19 protein-coding genes are annotated in these 19,556 nt (G+C 65.1%); 16 read left to right on the top strand and 3 right to left on the bottom strand.

The features are described from left to right. Positions 1 to 38 precede the first annotated feature (38 nt). Both ACLE20_RS09455 and hemC read right to left on the bottom strand, forming a co-directional pair. Positions 39 to 740 (bottom strand): uroporphyrinogen-III synthase, encoded by a 702-nt coding sequence (locus tag ACLE20_RS09455; RefSeq protein ID WP_410940023.1) that lies wholly within the window; start codon positions 738 to 740, stop codon positions 39 to 41. Positions 741 to 743: 3 nt separating this feature from the next. Beyond that, positions 744 to 1,673 (bottom strand): hydroxymethylbilane synthase, encoded by a 930-nt coding sequence (gene hemC, locus ACLE20_RS09450; protein WP_410940022.1) that lies wholly within the window; start codon positions 1,671 to 1,673, stop codon positions 744 to 746. Between the two features lie 60 nt (positions 1,674 to 1,733). On the opposite strand from hemC, the gene tsaD reads away from it, so the two are divergent. From tsaD to ACLE20_RS09425, 5 genes are read left to right on the top strand one after another with little or no spacing between them, the layout of a single operon-like run. Next, complete coding sequence (gene tsaD / locus ACLE20_RS09445) at positions 1,734 to 2,831, top strand: tRNA (adenosine(37)-N6)-threonylcarbamoyltransferase complex transferase subunit TsaD (protein ID WP_410940224.1); 1,098 nt, start codon at positions 1,734 to 1,736, stop codon at positions 2,829 to 2,831. Next, positions 2,828 to 3,820, top strand: a complete 993-nt coding sequence (locus tag ACLE20_RS09440; RefSeq protein ID WP_410940021.1) for an NAD(P)H-dependent glycerol-3-phosphate dehydrogenase — start codon at positions 2,828 to 2,830, stop codon at positions 3,818 to 3,820. Before tsaD ends, ACLE20_RS09440 begins: the two co-directional genes overlap by 4 nt. 20 nt (positions 3,821 to 3,840) lie before the next feature. Then, complete coding sequence (locus ACLE20_RS09435) at positions 3,841 to 4,146, top strand: YciI-like protein (protein ID WP_410940020.1); 306 nt, start codon at positions 3,841 to 3,843, stop codon at positions 4,144 to 4,146. Between the two features lie 5 nt (positions 4,147 to 4,151). Then, positions 4,152 to 4,592, top strand: coding sequence for an EVE domain-containing protein (locus tag ACLE20_RS09430; protein WP_410940019.1), 441 nt, complete (start codon positions 4,152 to 4,154; stop codon positions 4,590 to 4,592). Positions 4,593 to 4,598: 6 nt separating this feature from the next. Continuing rightward, entirely contained in the window at positions 4,599 to 5,285 is a 687-nt protein-coding gene (locus ACLE20_RS09425; RefSeq protein ID WP_410940018.1) for a class I SAM-dependent methyltransferase, read from the top strand. Here the strand turns inward: ACLE20_RS09425 and ACLE20_RS09420 are convergent. Further along, positions 5,241 to 5,948, bottom strand: coding sequence for a hypothetical protein (locus ACLE20_RS09420; protein WP_410940017.1), 708 nt, complete (start codon positions 5,946 to 5,948; stop codon positions 5,241 to 5,243). The two genes, ACLE20_RS09425 and ACLE20_RS09420, sit on opposite strands and share 45 nt — an antisense overlap. Before the next feature lie 292 nt (positions 5,949 to 6,240). Here ACLE20_RS09420 and sdhC point away from each other — a divergent pair, with 292 nt between their 5' ends. The 11 genes from sdhC (at position 6,241) to odhB (ending at position 19,439) form a co-directional block, all read left to right on the top strand. Further along, positions 6,241 to 6,633: a succinate dehydrogenase, cytochrome b556 subunit gene (sdhC, locus tag ACLE20_RS09415; protein WP_410940223.1), complete on the top strand. Its 393-nt coding sequence runs from the start codon at positions 6,241 to 6,243 to the stop codon at positions 6,631 to 6,633. Between the two features lie 13 nt (positions 6,634 to 6,646). Next, entirely contained in the window at positions 6,647 to 7,027 is a 381-nt protein-coding gene (gene sdhD, locus ACLE20_RS09410; RefSeq protein WP_410940016.1) for a succinate dehydrogenase, hydrophobic membrane anchor protein, read from the top strand. A gap of 4 nt (positions 7,028 to 7,031) precedes the next feature. Beyond that, positions 7,032 to 8,876 (top strand): succinate dehydrogenase flavoprotein subunit, encoded by a 1,845-nt coding sequence (gene sdhA, locus ACLE20_RS09405; protein WP_410940015.1) that lies wholly within the window; start codon positions 7,032 to 7,034, stop codon positions 8,874 to 8,876. Between the two features lie 26 nt (positions 8,877 to 8,902). Beyond that, positions 8,903 to 9,682, top strand: a complete 780-nt coding sequence (locus ACLE20_RS09400) for a succinate dehydrogenase iron-sulfur subunit (protein ID WP_410940014.1) — start codon at positions 8,903 to 8,905, stop codon at positions 9,680 to 9,682. 151 nt (positions 9,683 to 9,833) lie between these two features. Next, positions 9,834 to 10,382, top strand: coding sequence for a protease inhibitor Inh/omp19 family protein (locus ACLE20_RS09395; RefSeq protein ID WP_410940013.1), 549 nt, complete (start codon positions 9,834 to 9,836; stop codon positions 10,380 to 10,382). An 86-nt stretch (positions 10,383 to 10,468) separates the two neighbouring features. Further along, positions 10,469 to 11,623 carry a cell division protein ZapE gene (zapE, locus tag ACLE20_RS09390; protein ID WP_410940012.1) on the top strand — a complete coding sequence of 385 codons (1,155 nt, stop codon included), beginning with the start codon at positions 10,469 to 10,471 and terminating at the stop codon, positions 11,621 to 11,623. A gap of 189 nt (positions 11,624 to 11,812) precedes the next feature. Continuing rightward, on the top strand, positions 11,813 to 12,775 hold the full coding sequence (gene mdh / locus ACLE20_RS09385; protein ID WP_410940011.1) for a malate dehydrogenase: 963 nt from the start codon (positions 11,813 to 11,815) through the stop codon (positions 12,773 to 12,775). A gap of 24 nt (positions 12,776 to 12,799) precedes the next feature. Beyond that, positions 12,800 to 13,996, top strand: a complete 1,197-nt coding sequence (gene sucC, locus ACLE20_RS09380; protein ID WP_410940010.1) for an ADP-forming succinate--CoA ligase subunit beta — start codon at positions 12,800 to 12,802, stop codon at positions 13,994 to 13,996. 5 nt (positions 13,997 to 14,001) lie between these two features. Next, entirely contained in the window at positions 14,002 to 14,904 is a 903-nt protein-coding gene (gene sucD, locus ACLE20_RS09375; protein WP_410940009.1) for a succinate--CoA ligase subunit alpha, read from the top strand. 232 nt (positions 14,905 to 15,136) lie between these two features. Then, positions 15,137 to 18,133, top strand: coding sequence for a 2-oxoglutarate dehydrogenase E1 component (locus tag ACLE20_RS09370; protein WP_410940008.1), 2,997 nt, complete (start codon positions 15,137 to 15,139; stop codon positions 18,131 to 18,133). A gap of 46 nt (positions 18,134 to 18,179) precedes the next feature. Further along, complete coding sequence (odhB, locus tag ACLE20_RS09365; protein WP_410940007.1) at positions 18,180 to 19,439, top strand: 2-oxoglutarate dehydrogenase complex dihydrolipoyllysine-residue succinyltransferase; 1,260 nt, start codon at positions 18,180 to 18,182, stop codon at positions 19,437 to 19,439. Positions 19,440 to 19,556: the final 117 nt, after the last annotated feature.

Genomic DNA, 19,556 nt, shown 5'->3' with positions numbered 1-19,556 from the left:
ACCGCTTACGGAAAGACCCTCACCGTCGATTTGACCGCTCAAGAAGCGGCGAGCGCATCGAGCCGGTCGAGCAGGGCCACTTCTTCCGGCTGCGCTGCAACATGGACGCGGCCGGCACCGGGCGGAACGGCGGCGGCGATCGCCGGGCTCAGGCAGAGGAGATCGAGCGGCGTGGCCAATGGGCCGGAGAGCGCCGAGAAGAACAGCCGCACCGCCTCGCGCGAATAGAAAAGAACGGCCTCCGGCTTCAGCGCGGCGAGCTGCGCGGAGAGATCGCCGACCGCAACCGGCTCCATGCGATAGACATCCATCACCTGCAACGGCAGGCCGGCGGCCTTCAGGCCCTCCTCGAGCGCCGGCAGACGCGGCACGCCGGCGAGATAGAGGAGCGGCGCCTCGCTCGTCCTCTGATCGGCGCGGATGAGCTCGACGAGGCCTGCTGCCTCGCCGGGGCCGACACGGCAGTCCTGGAAACCAAGGTCGGCCGCCGCCGCTGCGGTGGCCGGGCCGACGCAATAGACGGGACGGCTTTTGAACGCGTGACCGATGGCGCCGCGGCCGATGGCTCGGAAGGCCTCGGCGCTGGTTGCGATCAGCGCGCCGGGGTTCATCTCCGGCCAGACGAGGTCCGGATAAAGCGGGACGGTCAGTGGCAGGAGGAGCGGCACATGCCCGCGCTGGCGGAGCGCCGCGGCGGTCGCTTCCGCCGCCCGCGCCGGCCGCGTTACGAGCACGCGCATGGTTCAGCTCCAGCTGTCGAAGAAGCCTGGGCCGGCAGCGGCGCGAATCTCGTCGCCGGCTCGGCCACCGATCGCCTCGGCCTCCGCCGCCTCGCCCTCGGCCTCGATTCGGTGATGCCGGCGCCCATCCGGGGTGAGGATCATGCCGGAAAAGCGGATGCGCCCACCCTCGCTCACCGCATGGCCGGCAATCGGCGTGCGGCAGGATCCGTCGAGCGCGGCAAGGAAGGCGCGCTCGCAGCTGACGGCCTCAAAGGTTTCCGCATGATTGACGGCGGCGAGCAGCTCGCTGATCCGGCCGTCGCCCATCCGGCTCTCGATGCAGATCGCCCCTTGGGCGGGGGCCGGCGGGAACTCGTGCGGATCGAGGATCTCCGTCGCCGCCTCTGCCAGGCTCAGCCGCTTCAGGCCGGCCAGCGCCAGCAGCGTGGCGTGCACCTGGCCCTCTTTCAGCTTGCGCAGCCGGGTTTCGACAGAGCCGCGATAGGTGACGACCGAAATATCCGGGCGAAGGCGGCGGATCAGCGCCTGGCGGCGGAGCGAGGCCGAGCCGATCACCGCCCCGTCCGGCAGGGCCATCAGCGTCGGTGCAGCGCCGCCGATGAAGGCATCGCGCACATCTTCCCGCGGCAGATAGGCCGAGAGGATCAGCCCTTCCGGCAACCGGGTCGGCATATCCTTTGACGAATGGACGGCGAAATCGAGCCGGCCGTCGAGCAGCTGGTCCTCGATCTCCTGGGTGAACAGGCCCTTGCCACCGATTTCGGCGAGCGAGCGATCGGTAATGCGGTCGCCGGCCGTCGAGAGCACGACGATTTCGAAGGCATCGGGCGAGAGGCCCAGCGCCGTGACCAGACGTGCGCGAACCTCGCTCGCCTGCGCCAGCGCAAGCGGGCTGCCGCGGGTGCCGATGCGGAAAGGTTTCGTTTGCATCCCATTCGATCCGTTGTTACCGGAGGCCCCGTGTAAAGAGCTTTGAGCATCACCGCAATCATGTCCCGCCCCCTCACCCTTCTCGGCATCGAGACAAGCTGCGACGAGACGGCCGCCTCCGTCGTGCGCCGCGATGCCGATGGCCGGGGCGAGATCGTCGGCGACGTGGTGCTGAGCCAGCTGGACGAGCATAGCCATTATGGCGGCGTCGTGCCGGAAATTGCCGCCCGCGCCCATGTGGAGGCGCTCGATAGCCTGATCGCCGAGGCGCTCGATCGGGCGGAGACGACGCTCTCCGGCATCGATGGCGTGGCGGCGACCAGCGGGCCGGGTCTGATCGGCGGGCTCATCGTCGGGCTGATGACCGGCAAGGCGATCGCACGGGCGGCGGGCAAGCCGCTCTATGCCATCAACCATCTGGAGGGCCATGCGCTGACGGCGCGGCTCACCGACCGGATCGCCTTCCCCTATCTGATGCTGCTCGTTTCCGGCGGCCATACGCAGCTGATCCTGGTGCGCGGCGTCGGCGATTATCAACGCTGGGGCACGACGATCGACGATGCGCTGGGCGAAGCCTTCGACAAGACCGCCAAGCTGCTCGGCCTGCCGTACCCCGGTGGCCCGGCTGTCGAGCGCGCCGCCGCCTCCGGCGATCCCGACCGGTTCGACCTGCCGCGGCCGCTGGTGGGCGAGGCGCGGCTCGATTTCTCCTTCTCCGGCCTCAAGACCGCTGTCCGCCAGGCCGCCCAGTCGATTGCGCCGGTGAGCGAGGCCGACATCGCCGATATCTGCGCCTCCTTCCAGAAAGCCATCGCCCGCACGCTGAAGGACCGCATCGGCCGAGGGCTCGCGCGCTTCCGCGAGACCATTCCCCCAGGAGAGGAACAGCCGGCGCTGGTGGTGGCGGGCGGCGTCGCCGCCAACCGCATGTTGCGCGCCACGCTGTCGGAGCTCTGCGACAAGAACGGCTTCCGCTTCATCGCCCCGCCGCTTGCGCTCTGCACCGACAATGCGGCGATGATCGCCTGGGCCGGTGCCGAGCGCATGGCCGCGGGACTTGCGCCCGATCCGCTCTCCGTTTCGCCGCGCGCCCGCTGGCCCCTGGATCAATCGGCGGAAACGCTGATCGGATTCGGCAAGCGCGGAGCGAAAGCATGAGCGGCGGTGCCGCGCGGATCGCGGTCATCGGCGCCGGCGCCTTCGGCACGGCGCTCGCCGCCGTCGCGGCCCGCAGCGGCAAGGCTGAGACGCTGTTGTTCGCCCGACGCCACGAGGTGGTCGACGAGATCAACCATGATCACACGAGCGACGCGGTCTTGCCGGGCATCGCCTTGCCCGAAACGCTGCGCGCGACGGGCGATCCCGCCATGCTCGCCGGCGCAGGGACCATCCTCCTCGCCATGCCCTCTCAGGCGCAGCGTGAGGCCGCGGAGGTCCTGTGCGCGGCAATCGGGCAGGACGCCGATGTCGTCATTTGCGCCAAGGGGCTCGAGCGGGGTTCGGGCCGGCTGCTGACACGCGTCGTGGAAGAGGCCCTGCCCGGTCGCGCCGTCTCGGTGCTTTCCGGTCCTGGATTTGCGGCGGATATTGCCCGCGGTCTGCCGACCGCCATGGTGATCGCGTCGTCCGAGAGCGAGCGCGCCGCTGCGCTGGCTGCGCTGCTGTCCGGCCCCACCTTCCGGCTCTACCCCTCCGATGATCGGACCGGCGTGCAGCTCGGCGGCGCGCTGAAGAATGTACTGGCGATCGCCTGCGGCATCGTCGAGGGCGCGGGGCTCGGCGATTCCGCCCGTGCCGCAATGATCGCCCGCGGCCTCGCCGAACTCTCGCGGCTGGTCGAAGCCTGCGGCGGACGCGGCGAGACCGTGCGCGGCCTGTCCGGCCTCGGCGATCTCGTGCTGACGGCCACAAGCCACCAATCGCGCAACTTGCGCTATGGCATTGCGATCGGCAGCATGGGCGGGATCAGCGCCGCGACCGGCGAGCTGGTGGAGGGCGCGCTGGCCGCCTCGGTGGCCGCTGCCCAGGCCCATGAGCTGGGGATCGACATGCCGCTGACCGACGCCGTCGCCGCCATTATCGAGGGACAGCTCGACGTGCGCCGCGCGCTCGAACAGCTGATGTCACGCCCGCTGACCCAGGAATAGACAAGTAGAAGGACTCCGCCATGCTCTATGCCGCATTGTGCACCGACAAGCCAAACGCGCTGCAGATCCGCCTCGACACCCGCCCGACCCATCTCGCCTATCTCGAAGAGCTGAACGCCGCCGGCAAGCTTGCGCTGGCCGGCCCCTTCCTCGGCGAAGACGGCAAGCCGACCGGCAGCCTGGTCGTCGTCGAGGCCGAGACGCTGGACGCGGCGCGGGCCATCCTTGCCGAAGACCCCTATGCCAAGGCCGGCCTCTTTGCGACCGTCGAGGTCAAAGCCTGGAACTGGACCGTCAACAAGCCCGGCGCTGCCAAGGGAGCCTGAGGTCCATGGCCTACTGGCTGTACAAATCCGAGCCCTTCAAATGGTCCTGGACCATGCAGAAGGAGGCGGGCGCGGCGGGCACCGAATGGACGGGCGTGCGCAACTACCTCGCCCGCAACAATATGCGCGCCATGAAGATCGGCGATCTCGGCTTCTTCTACCATTCGAACGAAGGGCTGGAGATCGTTGGGATCACCGAGGTCTGTGCACTGAGCCATCCGGACTCGACCGCCGAAGGGGACCTGCGCTGGGATTGCGTCGATATCCGCGCCGTGCGCGACCTGCCCGAACCGGTCTCGCTGAAGGCGATCAAGGCCAATCCGGCGCTCAAAGACATGCAGCTCGTCACCTCCATGCGCCTCTCTGTCCAGGCCGTCACGGACGCGGAATGGGAAGAGATCTGCCGCATGGGCGGGCTGGATGCGCCGCCGCGTAGCCGCTCCTGACACCCTGTGAAGAGCGACCCCGCCCGCTTCATCACTGAGAACACCGCCGTCGATGCGCCACCCCACGTGCCGGAGATCCAGCTTCATCTGGCGAGCGAGGCCCACGAGCTCTGGCTGAAGACGGAAGCGGAGCTCGAGGCGCTCGGCCTGCCGCCGCCTTTCTGGGCCTTTGCCTGGGCCGGCGGACAGGGCCTTGCCCGCTTCGTGCTCGACCATCCGGACTGCGTGCGGGGGAAGCGGGTTCTGGACTTCGCCTCCGGCTCCGGCCTGGTTGCCATCGCGGCCGCGAAAGCCGGCGCCGTCTCGGTCACCGCCGTCGATATCGACCCCTATGCAGATGCGGCGATCGCCTTGAACGCCGCGCTGAACGGCGTCGCCCTCGAGCGACGGAGCGTCGACGTGATCGGCAGCAAGCCCGCGATCGATGTTCTGCTTGCCGGCGACGTCTTCTACGACCGCGGTTTCGCCGAACGGCTGATCCCCTGGTTCGCTGCGCTCGTCGCCTCCGGCATCACGGTTCTGGTCGGCGATCCCGGCCGGGCCTATTGCCCGCGCGAGCGCATGCAGGCGCTCGCGACGTTCGAGGTGCCGGTAACCCGGGCGCTCGAGGACAGCGAGGTCAAGCGCACGACCGTCTGGCGCTTCGCCTCAGCGTCCCCGAATGACGCAGACGCCGGCCTCGAAGGAACATGAGCGATTGTCGCGCCGCGCATCGATGATCTCGGCACCGCGCGAGCGGTTGCGATAGTGGATGACCCCGTCCTCGCCGACCCGCCGGACCGAGAAATAGGTTCCATTGCCCGGCTCCACCCAGGCGCGCAGGCCTCCGGCATAGGTACCGCTGCCGGGGATGACGCTCGGGAAATCGGCGCCGCCGTACCAATCGTCGGCGCGGTCATAGTCGTCGCCACGATAGGCGCGGGCGACATCCTCGCGATAGAGCGGCGCCCGGCGCCGGACGTCACGATTGGACCAGCTCCAGCGATCCTCGCGATACTCCCGCGGCCAGTCTCGGCGATCGGCGAAGCGGCGTCGCTCGTCACGGTTACCAAAGCGGTCGTTGCGGGAGAACTCACGATGGAAGCGGTCGCGACGGTCGCGCGTCCGCAAGCCATAGACGCCGTCGCGACTGCCGCCATTGGCCTCCACACGGCTGCGCCTGACGCCGCGATCCCAATCGCGGTCGCCATAATTGAAGTTTCGCAGTGACAACTCGCCGGAGGGAGCGCGATCATGGCGTCGCATCAGGCGGACGCCGTCGAGATCCGACGCTTCGGCGAGGCTTGCGAGCCCGAGCCAGAGGGCGAGACTGAACGCCAGGGCTTTCGCCAGTCCGGCTGTGACAAATTTTCGCATGTCGGGCTCCAGGAGATCCTAACGCTTTCTTAATGCGTAATCTGGAGCATCGTGTTCGCAAAGTCACGGTTTCGACGGGTGAATTCGGGCGGCATGCTTAATCGCTGCGGGAGGAGCGGAAAATGCAATTTTCGTCTAATCGATTAATTTTCTGCGGCACTGCAAACGGACTTGTGAAGGGTTCCATCCCTCATTAAAGCTCCGGGTCAACCACAATGATGCGCGGATACTGCGCATGCTGGCGCCTTTCATCGTCGTCTTCGAAAGCCGCTGGCCTTTCCGTGAGGTTCCGATGACGAATGTCACCAAAAACCGGCCGCTTTCGCCGCATCTGCAAATCTACAAGCCAATTCCGACCATGATCATGTCGATTGTGCACCGCATTACCGGCGGCGCACTCTATTTCGGCACCATCCTCGTTGCCTGGTGGCTGATCGCCGCCGCCAGCGGACCGGCCTATTACGAGTGGGCGAGCTGGTTCTTCGGCTCGATCATCGGCCAGCTGATCCTGTTCGGCTATACCTGGGCACTGGTCCACCACATGTTCGGCGGCCTGCGCCACTTCATGTGGGACCTCGGCTACGGCTACGAGAAGGAATTCTCGACCAGGCTGGCCATCGCCAATGCGGTCGGTTCCATCACCGTGACGGTCCTGCTCTGGATCGTCGGCTACATCATCCGCTGAGGAGGCGCGACCCATGGATATGCGTACACCGCTCGGCAAGGTTCGCGGCCTCGGCTCCGCCAAGGAAGGCACCGAGCATTTCTGGCGCCAGCGCCTGACCGGCGTCGCCAATGTGCCGCTGATCACCTTCTTCATCCTCTTCCTGCTCACCCATGCGGGCGCGCCCTATCCGGAGCTCATCGCCTCGCTCTCCAACCCCTTCGTGGCGGTGGTCATGGGGCTGGTCGTTCTCTCCGCGCTGATCCATATGCGCATCGGCATGCAGGTCATCATCGAGGACTATGTCCACGCCGAGGGCATCAAGGTTGTCCTCCTCATCCTCAACACATTCTTCCCGATCGTGGTTGGCGGCCTCTGTCTTTTCGCCATCCTCAAGGTCGCCTTTGCAGGATAAACCCATGGCATCGACTTCATCGCCGGCTTTGAACGGCAAGGCCTATACCTATGTCGACCATTCCTATGACGTGATCGTCGTCGGCGCCGGAGGCGCGGGCCTGCGTGCCACGCTCGGCATGGCCGAGCAGGGCTTCAAGACGGCCTGCATCACCAAGGTCTTCCCCACCCGTTCGCACACGGTTGCGGCTCAGGGCGGCATCGCCGCCTCGCTGCAGAACATGACGCCGGACAGCTGGCAATGGCATCTCTATGACACCGTCAAGGGGTCGGACTGGCTGGGCGACGTCGACGCCATGCAGTATCTGGCCATGGAAGCGCCCAAGGCGGTCTATGAGCTCGAGCATTATGGCGTGCCCTTCTCGCGCAATGCCGAGGGCAAGATCTACCAAAGGCCCTTCGGCGGCCATATGCAGAACTATGGCGAGGGCCCCCCGGTACAGCGCACTTGCGCGGCGGCCGACCGGACGGGCCACGCCATCCTGCACACGCTCTACGGCCAGTCGCTCAAGCATAATGCCGAATTCTTCATCGAGTATTTTGCGCTCGACCTGATCATGTCGGACGACGGCAGCCGCTGCACGGGCGTCGTCGCCTGGTGCCTCGACGATGGCACGATCCACCGTTTCGCGGCCAAGATGGTCGTGCTCGCGACCGGCGGCTACGGCCGCGCCTATTTCTCGGCAACCTCGGCCCATACCTGCACCGGCGACGGCGGCGGCATGATCGCGCGCGCCGGCCTGCCGCTGCAGGACATGGAATTCGTCCAGTTCCACCCGACCGGCATCTATGGCGCCGGCTGTCTCATCACCGAAGGTGCGCGGGGAGAAGGCGGCTATCTCGTCAATTCGGAAGGCGAGCGCTTCATGGAACGCTACGCACCGTCCGCCAAGGACCTTGCCTCGCGCGATGTGGTGTCACGCTGCATGACGCTGGAGATCCGCGAAGGTCGCGGCGTCGGCAAGAACAAGGATCACATCTACCTCCATCTCGACCACCTCGATCCCGCCGTCCTGCACGAGCGCCTTCCGGGCATTTCCGAAAGCGCCAAGATCTTTGCGGGCGTCGATGTGACGCGCGAGCCCATCCCCGTCCTGCCGACCGTTCACTACAATATGGGCGGTATTCCCACGAATTATTGGGGGGAGGTGCTCAACGCCGACAGCGCGAATCCTGAGCGCATCATCCCTGGCCTGATGGCCGTGGGCGAAGCCGGCTGCGCCTCGGTGCATGGCGCCAACCGCCTGGGCTCGAACTCGCTGATCGACCTCGTGGTGTTCGGCCGGGCCGCAGCCATCCGCGCCGGCGAGGTCATCGACCGCGTCGGCCCGATCCCGTCCATCAACGAGGCCGCCTGCGACAAGATCGTCGGCCGGCTCGACCGCCTGCGCCATGCGAACGGCGCGACGCCGACCGCCGAACTGCGTGAAAAGATGCAGCGCACGATGCAGGAAGACGCGGCCGTGTTCCGGACGCAGGAGTCGCTGGAGAATGGCTGCAAGCGCATGAGCGCCATCTGGGCCGAGATGTCCGACATCAAGGTGACCGACCGATCGATGATTTGGAACTCGGACCTGGTGGAAACGCTTGAGCTGGAAAACCTGATGGCGAACGCGATCACCACCGTGGTCGGCGCCGAGGCGCGCAAGGAAAGCCGTGGCAGCCATGCCCGCGAGGACTACACGGACGGCCCGTTCGGCGGCCGCGACGACGTCAATTGGCGCAAGCACACGCTGGCGTGGGTCGACGAAGCCGGCGCCGTGAAACTCGACTACCGTCCCGTCCACACGGAACTGCTGGCCGAAGGCATCGATCCCCACAAGATCGAACCCAAGGCGCGCGTGTACTAACGGAAGCCCGGTCAAGGAAAACAGACATGGTAGAACTCGCTCTTCCCAAGAATTCCCAGATGACCGAGGGCAAGGTCTGGCCGAAGCCGGCTGGGGCCACGAAGACGCGGGAATTCCGCGTCTATCGCTGGAGCCCGGACGATGGAAAGAACCCATCGATCGACACCTTCTTCATCGATGTCGATGATTGCGGGCCGATGGTCCTCGATGCGCTCCTCTACATCAAGAACAAGATCGACCCGACGCTGACACTGCGCCGCTCCTGTCGCGAGGGCATCTGCGGGTCCTGCGCGATGAACATCGACGGCACCAACACGCTCGCCTGCACCAAGGGCATGGACGATGTAAAGGGCCCGGTGAAGGTCTATCCGCTGCCGCATATGCCGGTCGTCAAGGATCTTGTTCCGGATCTCACGAACTTCTACGCTCAGCACCGCTCGATCGAGCCCTGGCTGAAGACCGTGTCCCCGACGCCGGCCAAGGAGTGGAAGCAGAGCCATGAGGATCGGCAGAAGCTCGATGGGCTCTATGAGTGCATTCTTTGCGCCTGCTGTTCCACCTCCTGCCCGAGCTACTGGTGGAATGGCGATCGCTATCTCGGCCCCGCCGTGCTGCTCCAGGCCTATCGGTGGCTGATCGACAGCCGCGACGAAGCCAAGGGCGAGCGGCTGGACGATCTGGAAGATCCCTTCCGCCTTTATCGCTGCCATACCATCATGAACTGCGCGCAGACCTGCCCCAAGGGACTCAATCCGGCCAAGGCGATTGGCGAGATCAAGAAGATGATGGTCGAGCGTCGCGTCTGATCGGAAAAGACCCGCTTGACGGGAAGAGTCGCAATCCTGCCACAGGGGCGGGCGATTGAGGCTTTTCGCGCCTGTTAAAGCTCGATTAACCATAATGGCGGCTATATCTGCTCGCACAGGCACCTCAACGCGAGACGACTGGGAGTAAGGCATGCGGGTTTCTACTGTTGCAGCGGGTTTGGCGGTGGCACTCGCCCTTTCCGGATGCCAGCGCACAGCGATGAGCGATTTCAACACTGCGCCGGGTCCCGCCCCTCTCCAGGCGCAGCCAGTCCCGTCCGTCTCGGGCAGCGCGCTGCCGCCGCCCGCCCCGGCCGATGCCTCGCAGTTCCCCGCTGCCCCCGTCAGCCAGCAGGCAGCACTCGGCCAGCCCGGCCTTGCCGGTGCCGATGCCGGCGCACCGCCGTCGGCTGCGTCGCTCGACGTGAAGAAGGAAGCCATGGTCGGCAATTGGCGCGTCGGCAATGGTGGCGCCTCCTGCGACATGTTCCTGACGCTGACCAACCTCGGCTCCGGTTCGCGCGGCGGCACGCGCGGCTGTGCCGGCGAGCTGACGCAGATGGGCTCCTGGGAAGTGGCCGGCAAGCAGGTCGTCCTCAAGGATCGCGACGGCAATGCCATCGCCCGCCTCTACAAGACCGCCGACAACCGCTTCGACGGCTCCACCAATTCCGGGCAGACGGTCAGCCTCAGCCGCTGAGACTGCGGTTCGACCAGCCGGGTCCCGGCTGGTCTCGACGCCTCCCCGCGCGCACGGCGCTCGGAACGGCCAAACGAGGCTGATCGGTGCCCCATCAGGAAGAAAAGATTGTCCGCCGGCTTGAGGCGATGATCGAGGCGGGAACGCTGCAGCGCGACCCCGCCCAGTTGCAGATCGCCACCCGGCTCGACCGCCTCGCGGTGGCGCTCGCGGGCAATCGCGCCCAGCGCAAGTCGAACGCGCTTGGCTGGCTGTTCGCCTCAAAGCGCCAGCAGCAGCCACCGCTCAAGGGCCTCTACCTGCACGGTGGCGTCGGTCGCGGCAAGACCATGCTGATGGACCTGTTCTTCGAGACCGTTCCAATCGAGCGCAAGCGCCGCGCCCATTTCCACGAATTCATGGCCGATGTGCAGGACCGCATCGCCCGCCACCGGCAGAAGCTGAAATCCGGCGAGACCAAGCAGGCCGATCCGATGCCGCCGATCGCGGCGGAGATTTTTGGCGAATCCCGCCTTCTCTGCTTCGATGAGTTTTCCGTCACCGATATCGCCGATGCGATGATCCTGTCGCGGCTGTTCGGCGAGCTCTTCCGCCGCGGCTGCGTGCTTGTCGCCACCTCCAATGTCGAACCCGGCAATCTCTACAAGGACGGCCTCAATCGCGGCCTCTTCCTGCCCTTCATCGATATGCTCCGCGCCTATACCGACATCATCCCGCTCGATACGGCAACAGACTACCGGCTGATCAAGACCAGCGGCCTCCCCGTCTGGTCGACACCACTCGGGCCCGAAGCCGACCGAGCGATCGAGACAGCCTGGCAGCACGCGACCGCCGGCCAGAAGGTGGCGCCAGCGGAAATCGCGTTCCGCGGCCGGACCATCCGCGTGCCGCTCGCAGCCGGCACGTCGGCACGGTTCCAGTTCAAAGATCTCTGCGAGAAGCCGCTGGCGGCGGCGGACTATCTCGCGATCCTCGAGCGCTACAAGACGATTTTCGTCGAAAACATCCCGATCCTTGATGCCAACCGGCGCAACGAGACGAAACGCTTCATTCTGCTCATCGATACGATTTACGATCAGCAGGCGCGGCTCTTCGCTTCCGCCGAGACCCGCCCAGAGGCTCTGCTTGCGACGCGTCGCGGGACGGAGGGTTTCGAATTTGATCGGACGGTCTCACGACTGATCGAGATTCAAAGCGAAGACTATGCGGAGGCAACCCGCCTGAAGATGTCTGATTCATGACGACAATTCTTACCTTTACGTAAGAATTTTTTGATCTAACCGATTGAAAACATTCGTCACAAAAACAAGCATTGATATTTTTACTTTTGCCGATTAAGTCCTTCCGCCGTGAGGTTGCGTGGTCGCCCGGAGGGGCCGGGAAGCGTCGCGGCGGACCTTGCCAGATTTGATCGCAAAGGAAGCACTTTCATGGCGCGCAACAAGATCGCACTCATCGGATCCGGGATGATCGGCGGTACGCTGGCTCATCTGGCCGGCTTGAAGGAACTGGGGGACATCGTCCTCTTCGACATCGCCGACGGCATTCCGCAGGGCAAGGGCCTCGACATCGCCCAGTCCTCTCCGGTCGAAGGCTTCAACGCCAACCTCACCGGCGCGAGCGACTACGCCGCCATCGAGGGCGCGGATGTTTGCATCGTCACCGCCGGTGTCGCCCGCAAGCCCGGCATGAGCCGCGACGATCTGCTCGGCATCAACCTCAAGGTCATGGAACAGGTCGGCGCCGGCATCAAGAAATATGCCCCCAACGCCTTCGTGATCTGCATCACCAACCCGCTCGACGCCATGGTCTGGGCGCTGCAAAAGTTCTCCGGCCTGCCGAAGAACATGGTGGTCGGCATGGCCGGTGTGCTGGACTCCGGCCGCTTCCGCCTGTTCCTTAGCCAGGAATTCAACGTCTCCGTCCAGGACGTCACCGCCTTCGTGCTGGGCGGTCATGGCGACACGATGGTGCCGCTGCCGCGCTACTCGACCGTTGGCGGCATTCCGCTGACCGACCTCGTCAAGATGGGCTGGATCACCGAGAAGCGCCTGGAAGAAATCGTCCAGCGCACGCGGGATGGCGGCGCCGAGATCGTCGGCCTGCTCAAGACCGGCTCGGCCTATTATGCGCCGGCTGCCTCCGCCATCGAAATGGCCGAAGCCTTCTTGAAGGACAAGAAGCGCGTCCTGCCCTGCGCGGCCTATCTCTCCGGCCAGTATGGCGTGAAGGACATGTATGTCGGCGTTCCGACCATCATCGGCGCCGGCGGCGTCGAGCGCATCGTCGAGATCGACCTGAACAAGACGGAAAAGGACGCTTTCGAGAAGTCCGTCGCCGCCGTGGCCGGCCTTTGCGAAGCCTGCGTCGGCATTGCCCCGGCCCTCAAATAAGCCAGAACAGGACCAGTCTTTCCCATGAACATCCACGAATATCAGGCCAAGGCTCTCCTGAAGGGCTTTGGTGCACCGGTCGCCGAAGGCGTCGCGATCTTCTCGGCCGATGAGGCAGAGTCTGCCGCGAAATCCCTTCCGGGCCCCCTCTACGTCGTCAAGAGCCAGATCCATGCCGGCGGTCGCGGCAAGGGCAAGTTCAAGGAACTCGGGCCCGACGCCAAGGGCGGCGTCCGCCTGGCGAAGTCCGTGGACGAAGCCGTCGCCTTCGCCAAGGAAATGCTCGGCAACACCTTGGTCACCAAGCAGACCGGCGAGGCCGGAAAGCAGGTGAACCGCCTCTATATCGAGGACGGCGCGGACATCGACCGCGAACTCTATCTCTCGATCCTCGTCGATCGCGCGGTCGGCCAGGTCTCCTTCGTCGTTTCCACCGAAGGCGGCATGGACATCGAAACAGTCGCCCATGACACGCCGGAAAAGATCGTCAACGTCGCGATCGACCCGGAAGCGGGCGTAACGGCCGAGAACCTCGCAGCGCTGACCTCGGCCCTGAAGCTCGAGGGCGAAGCCAAGAGCGATGCGGAAGCCCTCTTCCCGATCCTCTACAAGGCCTTCGTCGAGAAGGACATGAGCCTGCTCGAGATCAACCCGCTGATCGTCATGAAGAACGGCCGCGTCCGCGTGCTGGACGCCAAGGTCTCCTTCGACGGCAACGCGCTCTTCCGCCACGAGGATGTCGTTGCGCTGCGCGACAAGACCGAAGAGGACGAGAAGGAAATCGAGGCGTCGAAATACGACCTCGCTTATGTCGCTCTCGACGGCAATATCGGCTGCATGGTCAATGGCGCCGGTCTTGCCATGGCCACCATGGACATCATCAAGCTCTACGGCGCCGAGCCGGCGAACTTCCTCGATGTCGGCGGCGGCGCATCCAAAGAGAAGGTCACCGCGGCCTTCAAGATCATCACCGCCGATCCGGCCGTGAAGGGCATCCTGGTCAATATCTTCGGCGGCATCATGAAGTGCGATGTCATTGCCGAGGGCGTGTTGGCCGCTGTCAAGGAAGTCGGCCTTCAGGTTCCGCTCGTCGTGCGCCTGGAAGGCACCAATGTCGATCTTGGCAAGAAGATCATCAATGAGAGCGGACTGAACGTGATTTCCGCCGACGACCTGGACGATGCAGCCCAGAAGATCGTCGCTGCAGTGAAGGGTGCCTGATTGCCATGTCTATCCTGATCAACAAAGACACCAAGATCCTCGTCCAGGGTCTGACCGGCAAGACCGGCACCTTCCATACCGAACAGGCGCTCGCCTATCACGGCACGAAGATGGTCGGCGGCATCAACCCGAAGAAGGGTGGCGAGACCTGGGAAGGATCCAAGGGCGAAAAGCTGCCGATCTTCGCGACCGTTGCCGAGGGCAAGGAACAGACCGGTGCGGATGCCTCGGTCATCTACGTTCCGCCGGCCGGCGCTGCCGCCGCGATCATCGAGGCGATCGAGGCCGAGATCGGCCTGATCGTCTGCATCACCGAGGGCATTCCGGTCGCCGACATGGTCAAGGTCAAGGCCCGTCTGGATGCGTCCAAGTCGCGGCTGATTGGCCCGAACTGCCCCGGCGTGCTGACCCCCAACGAATGCAAGATCGGCATCATGCCGGGCAATATCTTCAAGAAGGGCTCCGTCGGCGTCCTCTCGCGCTCGGGCACGCTGACCTATGAGGCGGTGTTCCAGACCTCGAACGAAGGTCTCGGCCAGACGACCGCCGTCGGCATTGGCGGCGACCCGGTCAAGGGCACCGAGTTCATCGACGTGCTGGAAATGTTCCTCGCCGATGACGAGACAAAGTCGATCATCATGATCGGCGAGATCGGCGGCTCGGCTGAAGAAGATGCCGCCCAGTTCCTCAAGGACGAAGCCAAGCGCGGCCGCAAGAAGCCGATGGTCGGCTTCATTGCCGGACGCACCGCTCCTCCCGGCCGCACCATGGGCCATGCCGGCGCCGTGATTTCCGGCGGCAAGGGTGGCGCGGAAGACAAGATCGCCGCCATGGAATCGGCCGGGATCAAGGTATCGCCTTCTCCGGCGCGCCTCGGCAAGACGCTCGTCGAAGTGCTCAAGGGCTGATCGAAACGAGAGCGGCGACGGCCGGTGCTTGGCGCCGGCCGTCGCCCGCCCCATTTGGAGTGTCAGGGGCAACTGGCTGCAAGGCCAGACCAGCGGCGGCTCCGCCGAGACTGCAAGGCTCGCGCAGGGAAAGGATGGCCCCTGCCGATAGTATGCGAAGCCAGCTCCGGACGACGAACGTCGGGGCGCATCCGACAAGTCAGGAGGCGGACGACGAGGTCCGCGAGGAAACATGGCAAGGCAAGAGGCCAACGAGCAATTCCAGCTGACGTCGTTCCTGGACGGCGCCAATGCGAGCTATATCGAGCAGCTCTATGCGGCTTACGAAACCGATCCCGCATCGGTCTCCGGCGAATGGCAGTCCTTCTTCAAGGCGCTGGCCGACAATCCCGATGACGTGGTGAAGGCTGCCAAGGGCGCCTCCTGGAAAAAGGCCCACTGGCCGGCGACGCCGCGAGACGAGCTGACCTCGGCGCTGGATGGCGACTGGGGCACGGTTGAGAAGGTCGTCGAGAAGAAGGTGAAGGCCAAGGCCGAGGAAAAGGCCGCCGCCACCGGCACGCCCGCTTCGCCGGAAGACGTGCATCAGGCAACGCGCGATTCGATCCGCGCCCTGATGCTGATCCGCGCCTATCGCATGCGCGGCCATCTCCATGCCAAGCTCGATCCCCTCGGCATCGCGACGCCAGTCGACGATTATCACGAGCTCTCCCCCTCCAATTACGGCTTCGGCCCGGAGGACATGGATCGCAAGATCTTCCTCGATAACGTGCTCGGCATGGACTATGCCACGATGCGCGAGATCGTGGAGATCCTCGAGCGCACCTATTGCTCGACGCTCGGCGTCGAGTTCATGCATATTTCGGACCCGGAGATCAAAGGCTGGATCCAGGCCCGCATCGAGGGACCGGGCAAGGTCGTCGACTTCACGCCGGAGGGCAAGAAGGCGATCTTGCAGAAGCTCATCGAGGCCGAAGGCTTCGAGCAGTTCATCGACGTCAAGTACAAGGGCACCAAGCGCTTCGGCCTCGATGGCGGCGAATCGCTGATCCCGGCGCTCGAGCAGATCATCAAGCGCGGCGGCCAGGAAGGGCTCGAACAGATCGTGCTCGGCATGGCCCATCGCGGCCGCCTGAACGTTCTGACCAACGTCATGGGCAAGCCGCACCGCGCCGTGTTCCACGAGTTCAAGGGCGGCTCCTATGCGCCGGACGACGTGGAAGGCTCGGGCGACGTCAAGTACCACCTCGGCGCCTCGTCGGACCGCGAGTTCGACGGCAACAAGGTGCATCTGTCGTTGACCGCCAATCCGTCGCACCTCGAAATCGTCAACCCCGTCGTGATGGGCAAGGCTCGCGCCAAGCAGGACCAGCTCGCCAAGGTCTGGGAAGGCGATGTCATTCCGCTGAAGGAACGCTCCAAGGTGCTGCCGCTGCTGCTGCATGGCGATGCGGCCTTTGCCGGCCAGGGCGTGACGGCCGAAATCCTCGGCCTGTCCGGCCTGCGCGGCCACCGCGTCGGCGGCACGGTGCATTTCATCATCAACAACCAGATCGGTTTTACCACCAATCCGGCCTTCTCGCGCTCCTCGCCCTACCCGTCCGACATGGCGAAGATGATCGAGGCGCCGATCTTCCATGTGAATGGCGACGATCCGGAAGCGGTCACCTATGCCGCCAAGATCGCCATCGAATTCCGCATGAAGTTCCACAAGCCGGTGGTGGTGGACATGTTCTGCTATCGCCGCTTCGGCCACAATGAAGGCGATGAGCCTGCCTTCACCCAGCCGAAGATGTACAAGGTGATCCGCAGCCACAAGACCGTGGTCAGCCTCTACGCCGCCCGCCTGATCGAGGAAGGGCTGCTGACCGAGGGCGAGGTCGAGAAGATGAAGGCCGACTGGCGTGCGCGCCTCGAGCAGGAGTTCGAGGCAGGCCAGTCCTACAAGCCGAACAAGGCCGACTGGCTGGACGGCGCCTGGTCCGGCCTGCGCGCCGCCGACAACCAGGACGAACAGCGCCGCGGCAAGACCTCGGTGCCGATGAAGAGCCTGAAGGAGATCGGTCGGAAGCTGGCCACCGTGCCGGAGGGCTTCAACGTCCACCGCACGATCCAGCGCTTCATGGACAACCGCGCCCAGATGGTGGAAAGCGGCGAAGGTATCGACTGGGCCATGGCCGAGGCGCTGGCCTTCGGCTCGCTCGCCGTCGAAGGCACCAAGATCCGCCTCTCCGGCCAGGATTGCGAACGCGGCACCTTCTCGCAGCGCCATTCGGTTCTCTATGATCAGGAAACCGAAGAGCGCTACATCCCGCTCGCCAATCTCTCGCCGACCCAGGCCCGCTACGAAGTCATCAATTCGATGCTCTCGGAAGAGGCGGTGCTCGGCTTCGAATATGGCTATTCGCTCGCCCGCCCGAACGCGCTGACGCTGTGGGAAGCCCAGTTCGGCGATTTCGCGAACGGCGCCCAGGTGGTGTTCGACCAGTTTATCTCGTCGGGCGAACGCAAGTGGCTGCGCATGTCCGGCCTCGTCTGCCTGCTGCCGCATGGCTATGAGGGACAGGGTCCGGAACATTCCTCCGCCCGTCTGGAGCGCTGGCTGCAGATGTGCGCCGAGGACAATATGCAGGTCGCCAACGTCACGACACCGGCGAACTACTTCCACATCCTGCGCCGCCAGGTAAAGCGCGACTTCCGCAAGCCGCTGATTATGATGACGCCGAAGTCCCTGCTGCGCCACAAGCGGGCGGTTTCCAGCCTGTCGGAAATGGCCGGCGAAACCTCGTTCCATCGCCTGCTCTGGGACGATGCCGAGGTGATCAAGGACGGCCCGATCAAGCTGCAGAAGGATGCCAAGATCCGCCGCGTCGTGCTGTGTACCGGCAAGGTCTATTACGACCTCCTGGAGGAGCGCGAGAAGCGGGGCATCGACGACATCTACCTGCTGCGCATCGAGCAGCTCTACCCCTTCCCGGCCAAGGCGCTCATCAACGAGCTATCGCGCTTCCGCCATGCGGAAATGGTCTGGTGCCAGGAAGAGCCGAAGAACATGGGCGCATGGGCCTTCATCGACCCCTATCTGGAGTGGGTGCTGGCCCATATCGACGCCAAGTATCAGCGCGTGCGCTATACCGGCCGTCCGGCTGCCGCCTCGCCGGCCACCGGCCTGATGTCGAAGCACCTCGCCCAGCTCGCCGCCTTCCTGGAAGATGCGCTCGGGGGCTGATCAGCCCCTTTGCCCGCCCCCGAACGATTCATAACGGACGAACATCATGGCCACCGAAATCCGCGTACCCACCCTCGGCGAATCCGTCAGCGAAGCCACTGTCGGCACCTGGTTCAAGAAGGTCGGCGAAGCCGTCAATGCCGACGAGCCGCTGCTTGAGCTCGAAACCGACAAGGTGACGATCGAAGTGCCGGCACCCTCCGCCGGCACGCTGACCGAAATCGTCGCCAATGCCGGCGAGACCGTCGGTCTTGGCGCCCTCCTCGGCCAGATCGCCGAAGGCGCGGGCGCTGCCGCCTCGGCCGCCCCGGCCGCCAAGCCGGCCGAAAGCGCTGCCCCGGCCGCGCCGGCGCCTGCAGCCCCCGCCGCGCCCGCCCCTGCTGCTGCTGCACCCGCTGCGCCGGCCAGCAGCATGCCGCCCGCCCCGGCCGCCGCCAAGCTGCTCACCGAGAACAATCTCCAGGCCGGCGATGTCGAAGGCTCCGGCAAGCGCGGCCAGGTGCTGAAGGGCGACGTCATTGCCGCCGTCAGCCGCGGCTTTACCGCTGCCCCCGCCGCCGAAGCCCCGAAGGCACCGTCGCGCGGGCCCTCCAATGCCGAGGACGCGCCGCGCGAAGAGCGCGTGAAGATGACGCGCCTGCGCCAGACCATCGCCCGCCGCCTCAAGGACGCGCAGAACACCGCCGCCATGCTGACCACCTATAACGAGGTGGACATGAAGGCGGTGATGGACCTGCGCACCAAGTACAAGGACGTCTTCGAGAAGAAGCATGGCGTGAAGCTCGGCTTCATGGGCTTCTTCACCAAGGCGGTGACCCATGCGCTGAAGGAGCTGCCGGCGGTCAATGCCGAGATCGACGGCACCGACATCATCTACAAGAACTTCTGCCATGTCGGCATGGCCGTCGGCACCGACAAGGGCCTGGTCGTTCCGGTCATCCGCGATGCCGACCAGCTGTCGATCGCCGGTATCGAGAAGGAGCTGGGACGCCTCGCCAAGGCCGCACGCGATGGTTCGCTGTCGATGGCCGACATGCAGGGTGGCACCTTCACCATCACCAATGGCGGCGTCTACGGCTCGCTGATGTCTTCGCCGATCCTCAACGCGCCGCAGTCCGGCATTCTCGGCATGCACAAGATCCAGGAGCGCCCGGTCGTCGTCGGCGGCCAGATCGTCATCCGCCCGATGATGTATCTGGCGCTCTCCTATGACCACCGGATCGTCGACGGCAAGGAAGCCGTCACCTTCCTGGTCCGCGTCAAGGAAAGCCTCGAGGATCCGGAACGCCTGGTTCTCGACCTCTAAGGCGTTTCCGGCACACCGCGGTTTTCCGGACGCTCGCGAGACTTTCGTTCGACCGCAATGTCCACCGGCGAAGCGTGCGCTTCGTTAGAACATGCTCCAAGCTATCTGGCGGCCCGG

The sequence above is a fragment of the Rhizobium sp. YIM 134829 genome (assembly GCF_046546455.1).
Note: the sequence above shows the minus strand (reverse complement) of the source record. Positions and strands in the feature narration are given on the sequence as shown.

Excerpts from the sequence above, each read along its gene's own strand:
- ACLE20_RS09455 (WP_410940023.1), bottom strand. The coding sequence starts at position 740 with ATGCGCGTGCTCGTAACGCGGCCGGCGCGGGCGGCGGAAGCGACCGCC.
- hemC (WP_410940022.1), bottom strand. The coding sequence starts at position 1,673 with ATGCAAACGAAACCTTTCCGCATCGGCACCCGCGGCAGCCCGCTTGCG.
- tsaD (WP_410940224.1), top strand. The coding sequence starts at position 1,734 with ATGTCCCGCCCCCTCACCCTTCTCGGCATCGAGACAAGCTGCGACGAG.
- ACLE20_RS09440 (WP_410940021.1), top strand. The coding sequence starts at position 2,828 with ATGAGCGGCGGTGCCGCGCGGATCGCGGTCATCGGCGCCGGCGCCTTC.
- ACLE20_RS09435 (WP_410940020.1), top strand. The coding sequence starts at position 3,841 with ATGCTCTATGCCGCATTGTGCACCGACAAGCCAAACGCGCTGCAGATC.
- ACLE20_RS09430 (WP_410940019.1), top strand. The coding sequence starts at position 4,152 with ATGGCCTACTGGCTGTACAAATCCGAGCCCTTCAAATGGTCCTGGACC.
- ACLE20_RS09420 (WP_410940017.1), bottom strand. The coding sequence starts at position 5,948 with ATGCGAAAATTTGTCACAGCCGGACTGGCGAAAGCCCTGGCGTTCAGT.
- sdhC (WP_410940223.1), top strand. The coding sequence starts at position 6,241 with ATGACGAATGTCACCAAAAACCGGCCGCTTTCGCCGCATCTGCAAATC.
- sdhD (WP_410940016.1), top strand. The coding sequence starts at position 6,647 with ATGGATATGCGTACACCGCTCGGCAAGGTTCGCGGCCTCGGCTCCGCC.
- sdhA (WP_410940015.1), top strand. The coding sequence starts at position 7,032 with ATGGCATCGACTTCATCGCCGGCTTTGAACGGCAAGGCCTATACCTAT.
- ACLE20_RS09400 (WP_410940014.1), top strand. The coding sequence starts at position 8,903 with ATGGTAGAACTCGCTCTTCCCAAGAATTCCCAGATGACCGAGGGCAAG.
- ACLE20_RS09395 (WP_410940013.1), top strand. The coding sequence starts at position 9,834 with ATGCGGGTTTCTACTGTTGCAGCGGGTTTGGCGGTGGCACTCGCCCTT.
- mdh (WP_410940011.1), top strand. The coding sequence starts at position 11,813 with ATGGCGCGCAACAAGATCGCACTCATCGGATCCGGGATGATCGGCGGT.
- sucC (WP_410940010.1), top strand. The coding sequence starts at position 12,800 with ATGAACATCCACGAATATCAGGCCAAGGCTCTCCTGAAGGGCTTTGGT.
- sucD (WP_410940009.1), top strand. The coding sequence starts at position 14,002 with ATGTCTATCCTGATCAACAAAGACACCAAGATCCTCGTCCAGGGTCTG.
- ACLE20_RS09370 (WP_410940008.1), top strand. The coding sequence starts at position 15,137 with ATGGCAAGGCAAGAGGCCAACGAGCAATTCCAGCTGACGTCGTTCCTG.
- odhB (WP_410940007.1), top strand. The coding sequence starts at position 18,180 with ATGGCCACCGAAATCCGCGTACCCACCCTCGGCGAATCCGTCAGCGAA.